Genomic DNA, 8,399 nt, shown 5'->3' with positions numbered 1-8,399 from the left:
CATGCGAAGCAAGCTACGGAATGCTACCGCCACCACGGTGCGCAGGTCCCCTGCGCGCTGTGGGCCAAGTACGCAAGGGCACACTTGAACCAAACAGTAAACCTATCAAGCGAAATTCAATGCAAAGCCCGCACATCCCCAAAAAATTCCGCGCTAAACCTAACACCTGAATTAAGCCGCGCCGCGAAGCGGCGTCGGCTTGAATGAATTGTTAGGTGCCGGCCGCTCGCGGATGAAGTACGCAACAAAGCAAAGATACTTCTCCGGCGATGCGTCAGCGCCCGACAGCTCACGAACGTCAGACCAGCGCAACGCCTCAGCTGCGAAATCTGTCGATTGACGCAATGTGGTGAAAGCAGAACGCACCTCTGCGGATGAGCGAGAGATATAAGCGGCCCATGGCTCTTCTGGAAGTCTGTCAGCCGCGTCAGCATTGAGCCAGTACATCTCGCAGGTTGCGCCAGGCGCCCGAAACTGAAATTGACCGCCAAGACAAGCAAACCCGAGGTTTTCTGCTCTCGCCAAGATGCCGGGAAATGCGTCCGGAGCCCAAGCGTACTCGTTGCCTCTCAGGCTTGCTCCTTCTGTCAGTTCGTTTGGAAGTTCCATCCGGCACCTAACACCTAAGTTAAGCCGAATTGCAGCGCGTAGCTGGCAACATGGCAAGCTTTTTCTGCCATGTTGACGGCGTAGCGATGCAATTTCGGCTTGAACGCATTGTTAGGTCTCATCCCAGCCACTCCGCCAATGCATCTGGGGAACTTGGGCCAAGGAGCCCCAAGCTTTCTGGAGACGTGCCAAAAGCCTTAGCGAACTCCTTCGTCTCCGGAGAATAAAGGAGCCAGGTCTCCTTGCTGCGAGCAATGGCGAAGTACTTACGGACAACTCCGTCGTAGCCGAAGTGCTGCTGAGCCACCGTGCCTGCCGCTGCGGTGACAGGGACCGGATCGATTTGGCAGGCTCGCAGCTCAGCTTGACACTCGGAAATGTAAGCGTCGCGATCCTCGCGCCAAGTGCAAGGTGTGGAAGACGGCCGCTCAAGCGCCGCCTCGAGTGCTTTGCTAGCCGATAACCTGTCCATGAGACCTAACACCTGAGTTAAGCCGTGCCGCGAAGCGGCATCGGCTTGAACGAATTGTTAGGGCTGCACTTCACGCATCCTTCTGCTGAAACGCAATATGCGAAGCCCAAACAGAATGCAAATTGGAGGAATGGCCGCAAGAATTGATACATGGATCCAATATTTTGATGGATCCATAGATCGAAGGATCTCCACATGGCAGCTCCGGCGCGGAAACATGCAAAGCACAGAGCCATCAGTGATGCTTGCTGGGAGCGTAAACACGATGGTGGCGATCCCGCCGAATAGCAGCATGCCGCCTATCAAAGCCATTGAACGTGCCGAAATCTTCAGGCTTGCGGTCTTTGGGTCTGCATCTTTAATTTTTCGTAGAGCCCAAATGGCGACAATCGTGGATAAAACAAAGCTTGAGAGGACGAAGATCATCAATGTGGCCCTAACGCCTGAGTTAAGCCGACGTGCGAAGTGGCGACGGCTGCGTGCTAGCGTAGCGTAAGCACGCAGACGGTGCCACGAAGCGCGTTCGGCTTGAACGAATTGTTAGGGCGCATTTGGTCAGCGGTAGGATGCAACTGACTTTTTAACGATCGCATTGCCTATCCCGACGGTCTCTAAGAAGACGGAGACTGCTGTGGGAAGGGCGTCATTCTTTGGTCCAAGAATTACCTCAGAGATTGGGTGGAGCTCATTGGGATCCAGAAAATTCAGATCAATGTGAGGTACGGGTGTTGAACCGCGCATAGTGAATCCAATTGGCTTTGGGTCAACGCTCTCTCCGTAGGAAATTCCGCCCATATCCTCCAATTTGAGTCCGAGATTGCTACTGGAAAAGGATACGACGTGAAGAAATCGAACTTCAGACTCTTCAACAAACGCTGGATTCTTAAACGCTGCGAGGTCGCAGGAGAGAGTTGCACAGACTTCAAAGAATTCAGCGTCACTTAGCTCGCCTTTGCTTCTTAGTTTGTGGATTGATCGAATAGTTTCAGCAAGCTCTTGTTCTTGCTTTTTCTTGTCGTACAGAACTTGGAGAGGTCTGGCCGGAAGCTCTGTGAGATGCTTACCCTTAAATCCTATGCAATAGCCAGTACCGTCGTCCGCATATGCACGCCATTGACTTAGTACATCACCTTGCGTTGATAAGCATGCGGCTAGCGGAAGAATATTGAAGCCCGATGCAGAGAAAATTTCGTCGATAGAGTCGACAAATTCCTTTCCGAGGTCAGGCACCAAGTTGGTTGCCACGGATTCCCACACGCCGTAGCCCCAGTGCATCTCCATGAAATCGTTCATCGAGAAGATGTCTGAGAACCTGAGCGATTTGTTCTCACAAATTGCTTGAAATGTTCGTGGCGTGCAGTAGTGATATAGAAGGCCGTCGTCTATCGCCTCAAATGTTCGTTCAGTCAACATGAGATTCTCAGTACTGCGCCCTAACGCCTGAGTTAAGCCGGACCGCTTTGCGGCCGCGGCGATGGCACAGTCTACGACGCCGCGCCGAGGCCGCGAAGCGGTCTCGGCTTGAACGAATTGTTAGGCCGCAGGCTGCTTTGCCTGAGTGACTGGAAGAAAGCGGGTGACCTTGGCGCGCAGTAACTGAACAAGAACCGGGTCCATGTAGTCGTAGTCGTCTGGGATGTCCAGACAGATGACGCGCTTGCTACCTAGGTGCGCGCGGAACTTCTTGGAGAGCTTGTTGCGGTGAGTTTTCTCCATGACGAAGATCAGGTCTGACCATGCCAGAACTTCCGGCGAGACAGGATTAGCAACGCCATTCCCGAGGCCAGCCGACTGGGTTTTGATGCCTGGCCAGTCAGCGAACACGTGCTCCGCAGTTGGACTGCGGAGACGATTCTGTGTGCAAATGAAAAGGACGTTGCGAGACAAGGCTGTTCCTGCGGCCTAACACCTGAGTTAAGCCGCGCCGCAACGAGGTGCAACCGAAGCGACAGCAGCCGGACGCCGAAAGATAACACGATGCCATGAAGCGGCGTCGGCTTGAACGAACTGTTAGGTTGTAGGCGCCCGACGACCCACTGCACATGCGAAGCAAGCTACGGAATGCTACCGCCACCACGGTGCGCAGGTCCCCTGCGCGCTGTGGGCCAAGTACGCAAGGGCACACTTGAACCTAACACCTGAGTTAAGCCGACTTGCGTAGTAGAGGCAAAGGTATGGCAAGCTTTTTCTGCCATACCTTTGCCGTAACGAAGCAAGTTCGGCTTGAACGAATTGTTAGGCGCCACCCGAGGGGACGCCGTTGAGAAACGCTTTTACCTCCGGGTCATCCGAGACCATGTGGTCTGTAATGTGAAAGACCTCTTTGCACCAAGGATGAGACAAAGCCTCCTGTCGATCAAGGATGCGACCTAAGTACGTGACGTGGCTCCAAGGAGATGCTGAAGCATCCACCAACGCCACGTTGTAGTTGTCCTCAGTTGCCCAGAGCTGGAAAGGAAATGCAAGACGCTCGTCCGGGGTTGCGGACTCTCCCCACTCGCCCAGGCTGACCAAACCATTGATACGGTCTGACTCATGGCCACGACTGTACTGCGCGTAGTAGACAGCGTGGGCGCTTCCGTCTTGCAGGACAAATCGAGTCAGACTGACTGTCTCAGTGCCGCAGCACTCGCAGAGCTTGGTAGTCGCTGGTTCTAACTCGATTTCGATCATGTCTTTGTGGCGCCTAACACCTGAGTTAAGCCGCGCCGCGAAGCGGCGTCGGCTTGAACGAATTGTTAGGCGGCAGGACGTTGAGAATGCGCGCCCACAACGAATACGGCTGCTTGAACTCTTCCCAAGCTACGAGCGAGGCGGCGGCCAGCCCAGCAAGTGCAGGACGGGTGGAGCTATCGAGAACCACGAACACCTTGTTGCCGGGAAACTGTTCCCATGCCTGATGAATCAGCTCATGCAGCGCTGCGGGCTGCACCTCGCCGCCCTGCACACGCGTGATTTCAAACATATGTGCTGCCGGGTTGTAGGCACCATCCGCCACTGTGGCGCCACCGGCATACCACCAGTCATCGCCCCGATGCGTGTTCCATCTCCCGGCCACCGTGATCTCCCTGTGCCGCCTAACACCTGAGTTAAGCCGACTTGCGTAGCGGAGGCAAATACATGGCAAGCTTTTTCTGCCATGTATTTGATGTAGCGAAGCAAGTTCGGCTTGAACGAATTGTTAGGACTTTCCGTCCCGAAGGCGATTAACCGCCGCTTTTGTAGCCTGCCGAGCATTGAGCAGAATAAGTGTAATCAGATCACGGGGCTCAAGGCTTGATGGGCTGGTTAATTGTCCGATGCCCATTGCCTGATAGGAGCCTTTGAGGCCATCCCGAAGGCGGGCAGATAGCGAGTTGTAAAGGTCTAGGGCCGACTGCTTGGATAGCGACGCAGTTAGGGTATGTGCGAAATCATTGCGGATTGAGCCTATACGCTCAAGCAAGTCCTTCAGATCTGCCGGAAGACCGTAGCCGTGAGCAAGTTCTACTTTGGCGCGATACGAGACCTTGCCCCAGTCACAGCGCTCAGCATACGGCAGAAGCACGGAGATCAGCTCAATTAACTGATGCTCGATGTGTAGGTGTCCGCGAAGGACAAGCCCAACATCGTCCTCACGCTGCAAGTCGGCGATGAACTGCTGTTTTGTGTCAGTCACGAAAAAGTCCTAACGCCTGAATTAAGCCGCGCCGCGAAGCGGCGTCGGCTTGAATGAATTGTTAGGCTTCAATTGCACGAAGCCACCTAAGCACGAACGCAAAAAGCACTGCTGCCTCAAAGAACCAGAACGAAACATGGAGCCAATAGGTCTTTGGAGATTCAGATGCTTTAACGATTCCGGGACTCATCATTGTTGGTGACGAGACAGCCCGTGTTTTCAATGCTTTGATGCCGTGCCAAAAACAGTACACACCTGCTGATGCCAGGATGAGTGCTGCCAAGATGTCCAGGAGAATTGACATTGAAGCCTAACACCTGAGTTAAGCCGGACCGATTTGTGGCCGCGGCGATGTGACAATGTGCCACACATTGACGCGGCCACGAAGCGGTCTCGGCTTGAACGAATTGTTAGGCCTCACTCTAGCTGCATGCGTATCCAAACCACAGCCATGGCGCCGCCTGCGCTAAGAGCCACAGCGATGGCGGTGAGACCGATTGCTCCGGCTAGGCTTAAGAGGCCGGCGCGGAGGCCGCGCGATTTGAATAGGTAGTACGGTAAGCCAACCATTGGTAAGCCAACCATTGCGATACTTAACCAGGTTGAGTGCTTAAGTTTACGATCGGTTCTGTCGGCGTGATACCACCAGAACACAGTGAAGCCATATGCAAGTACCAGAATCCACTCAAGCCACTCCGGAACATGGAAGGGATCGGGATACTGAGTTGAGATGCCCATCAACAGGCCAACACACAAGAACGCGATGATTGCTCTGCTCTTTTGTTGCATGTGAGGCCTAACACCTGAGTTAAGCCGCGCCGCGAAGCGGCGTCGGCTTGAATGAATTGTTAGGTTGCACCCCGATTACGGAAAGCAGCCCATGCCAGATACATGCCGCCGAGAACGAAGAATGAGCCAAGCCAGACGGCCAGATTCTCGTCATTCTGCCACGCCTCAGCTATCTCGGCGTGGCTACGGAAGGGCTTGCCTGCGATTGAAAGCTCAAAAACTCCGTAGTAGATATCTTTTGAGTAGATGGGGCCGCCCGGATTACGTGGATCGTAGAGCACGGTGACAACAGGTCGATCAGGGCGTGACAAGGCGTCACGCACGAGGCCCATGGCGTTGCCTTTTGATGCGTAGTCAAAGGATTTGGGAACGCCATCAAGGGCGAATTTGATGCCGTATTTTCCGTCCTGAACCCAAGACACTCTGCCAGAGGCCGGCAGCAGTTCCGTGCGCGCTGGAATGCCCTCGAACGTGGCCCACGAATAGAACATCATGCCGCTAAGGAGAAAGCAGAGCGCGGCGAAAAGCGCGTTCTTTGCTCTTGTCGGCTTGCCGAGGAATATCATGTGCAACCTAACGCCTGAGTTAAGCCGGCCCGCCCGATGCGACTCGGCTGGTCCGAGACCGCGAAGCGGGCTCGGCTTGAACGAATTGTTAGGCGGCGGCATGCGTGACCATATATGCCGCCCCGAGCGCGGCAGCTAGGCCGAGCAGGATCAGAAAGCCGAAGCGTAGGTGGAAGGGAATTGGCAGCTTGCCAATATTCTGTTCCATGGATCGCTTGTCCAGATGCCAGCCGTGATTGCATTGAGGACAAGCGAGTTGATACCGCTTGTCGTACACAAAGCCGAAAAGCAGGTCGAACTGGCCGAATTTGTACTTGAGCTGCGGCTGGAAGTCAGTGACCTCCTCACAGCGAGGGCAATGCTGTGGCTCTGGTGGGCCAACAGGAACTGTGCGCTCCCCCTGGCCGATCATGAACATCATGCGATCACCTGTATTAGCCGCCTAACACCTGAGTTAAGCCGGCCCGCCCGAGGCGAACCGGGTGGCGCCGAGGCCGCGAAGCGGGCTCGGCTTGAACGATTTGTTAGGCCGCAGACTATCCGAACCCGCGTTTGTGCGCTTGTTGCAACCACTCCCGATCTACTGGTCCATTGAAGCCTACAACTGTGTCCACACCGCAATGTGGGCAGAGGGCGGTTTGCCCAATTCCTTGGTCGTTCTCGTCGCACCACTCGGTAACGGATGAAGGAGGGAACTCTCCAAAGCAGTAGAAGCAGGCGCCGATCTCGCTCGCCAGGAGTTGCTTACGATTTCCCGTGTATTCGCAGGTTCTTCCCATGCGGCCTAACACCTGAGTTAAGCCGCGCGGCAACGAGGTGCAACCGAAGCGACAGCAGCCGGACGCCGAAAGATAACACGATGCCATGAAGCGGCGTCGGCTTGAACGAACTGTTAGGTTGTAGGCGCCCGACGACCCACTGCACATGCGAAGCAAGCTACGGAATGCTACCGCCACCACGGTGCGCAGGTCCCCTGCGCGCTGTGGGCCAAGTACGCAAGGGCACACTTGAACCTAACAGTAAACCTATCAAGCGAAATTCAATGCAAAGCCCGCACATCCCAAAAAATTCCGCGCTAAACCTAACGCCTGAATTAAGCCGCGCCGCGAAGCGGCGTCGGCTTGAATGAATTGTTAGCTTTGTAGCGCCGCATACACGGTCATTTGCCCAAGCATTCCTAGGACACCCCACATAAGCAGAACTAAGAACAATACAAGTGTTGCCACAAGTGCGTTCTTGATGGGCCTTGTGCGGAAAAAATAATAGGGAAGACCGAGAATTGACAGCGCAATTACCGATACGTCCAAGAACGGGTGTCTTTTGTAGTTCTTCTCCCGCGCATCCAAAACGTACCACCAGAAGATAAGAAATGCATTGACCAGCATGAAGAAAATATCGGATGGCGTGTAAATTTGGCCCGGATAAAAGTATTGAGCAACTGTGCCGGATATGAAAGCGACTACAGTGCTTGCGCCGAATAGTTTCTTCTTCAATTGCATTGATCCCCCCATACAAAGCTAACGCCTGAGTTAAGCCGACCGGCGTAGCGGCGGCAAATAAGAACGCACCAACCTTAGCACATTGCCGCCGCGAAGCTGGGTCGGCTTGAACGAATTGTTAGACCGCGCCTCATTGCTCATCCTCTGGGCGCAGAGGTGAATAGACCCAGTTGAACCGCGAAACAACTTTTTTGGCAAGCGTGTCAAACTCGTGGCGGTAGTGGTGCGTGTGCGGTGCGGGTATCGCCGGATCGCCGGACTTGAAGCCAAGTGCGCGAAGCTCAGAGGCGTAACAGTCAAGTGGGCCGTACGCATGGATGAGGTTATGACGATCCCAGACGATTGTTGCTTTTTGTTCTGGTGAGTACACCCAAAGATCAAAGCGACCGTCTGCGGAAAGGAATGGCCTGAACTCATCAACAAAGCTCTGAACATCTTGGAACGAGAGTTCTGGGCTTTGGTACCTGCCGAGGTCTGCTTCGCCACGACAGGTGTGTAGAACATAGAGCAGGAATAGCGGCTCTTTGAGGCAGCCTGAGAGGCGTAGAAAGATGTCGGGATCTGACTTTGGGACGCCAGCGACTACCCGTTGACTGTTGGCACCAGGAGCGGGCATGCGAAAGACGGGCGGATGTGAGTGTTCCACCCATTGCTCTTCAATCATGTGCCCGAGTCGATACATGCGCGGTCTAACACCTGAGTTAAGCCGCGCCGCAACGAGGTGCAACCGAAGCGACAGCAGCCGGACGCCGAAAGATAACACGATGCCATGAAGCGGCGTCGGCTTGAACGAACTGTTAGGTTGT

General features: G+C 54.6%; 12 protein-coding genes. All 12 read right to left on the bottom strand.

What is annotated here, in order from left to right; translation table 11 throughout:
* Positions 1-171 precede the first annotated feature (171 nt).
* Entirely contained in the window at positions 172-609 is a 438-nt protein-coding gene (locus tag K7B09_RS12550; protein ID WP_223629804.1) for a hypothetical protein, read from the bottom strand.
* A gap of 529 nt (positions 610-1,138) precedes the next feature.
* Positions 1,139-1,507, bottom strand: a complete 369-nt coding sequence (locus K7B09_RS12545) for a hypothetical protein (protein ID WP_223629803.1) — start codon at positions 1,505-1,507, stop codon at positions 1,139-1,141.
* A gap of 129 nt (positions 1,508-1,636) precedes the next feature.
* On the bottom strand, positions 1,637-2,374 hold the full coding sequence (locus tag K7B09_RS12540) for a DUF2971 domain-containing protein (protein WP_223629802.1): 738 nt from the start codon (positions 2,372-2,374) through the stop codon (positions 1,637-1,639).
* Positions 2,375-2,614: 240 nt separating this feature from the next.
* Positions 2,615-2,968, bottom strand: coding sequence for a low molecular weight protein tyrosine phosphatase family protein (locus K7B09_RS12535; RefSeq protein WP_223629801.1), 354 nt, complete (start codon positions 2,966-2,968; stop codon positions 2,615-2,617).
* A gap of 348 nt (positions 2,969-3,316) precedes the next feature.
* On the bottom strand, positions 3,317-3,754 hold the full coding sequence (locus K7B09_RS12530) for a hypothetical protein (protein ID WP_223629800.1): 438 nt from the start codon (positions 3,752-3,754) through the stop codon (positions 3,317-3,319).
* 25 nt (positions 3,755-3,779) lie between these two features.
* Positions 3,780-4,046 (bottom strand): hypothetical protein, encoded by a 267-nt coding sequence (locus K7B09_RS12525; protein WP_223629799.1) that lies wholly within the window; start codon positions 4,044-4,046, stop codon positions 3,780-3,782.
* Between the two features lie 216 nt (positions 4,047-4,262).
* Positions 4,263-4,739, bottom strand: a complete 477-nt coding sequence (locus K7B09_RS12520; RefSeq protein ID WP_223629798.1) for a hypothetical protein — start codon at positions 4,737-4,739, stop codon at positions 4,263-4,265.
* Between the two features lie 417 nt (positions 4,740-5,156).
* A complete protein-coding gene (locus tag K7B09_RS12515; RefSeq protein ID WP_223629797.1) occupies positions 5,157-5,528 on the bottom strand; it encodes a hypothetical protein in 372 nt (123 codons plus the stop codon).
* Positions 5,529-5,587: 59 nt separating this feature from the next.
* Positions 5,588-6,094, bottom strand: coding sequence for a hypothetical protein (locus K7B09_RS12510; protein ID WP_223629796.1), 507 nt, complete (start codon positions 6,092-6,094; stop codon positions 5,588-5,590).
* Between the two features lie 88 nt (positions 6,095-6,182).
* Positions 6,183-6,515, bottom strand: coding sequence for a hypothetical protein (locus tag K7B09_RS12505; protein WP_317851759.1), 333 nt, complete (start codon positions 6,513-6,515; stop codon positions 6,183-6,185).
* Between the two features lie 712 nt (positions 6,516-7,227).
* On the bottom strand, positions 7,228-7,593 hold the full coding sequence (locus K7B09_RS12500; RefSeq protein ID WP_223629795.1) for a hypothetical protein: 366 nt from the start codon (positions 7,591-7,593) through the stop codon (positions 7,228-7,230).
* Positions 7,594-7,723: 130 nt separating this feature from the next.
* Positions 7,724-8,399 (bottom strand): hypothetical protein (locus K7B09_RS12495; protein WP_223629794.1); only part of this gene is annotated, 676 nt, incomplete at its 5' end.

Source organism: Thermomonas beijingensis (assembly GCF_020034655.1).
Lineage (GTDB): Bacteria > Pseudomonadota > Gammaproteobacteria > Xanthomonadales > Xanthomonadaceae > Thermomonas > Thermomonas beijingensis.
This window is presented reverse-complemented; position numbering and strand designations above follow the sequence as displayed.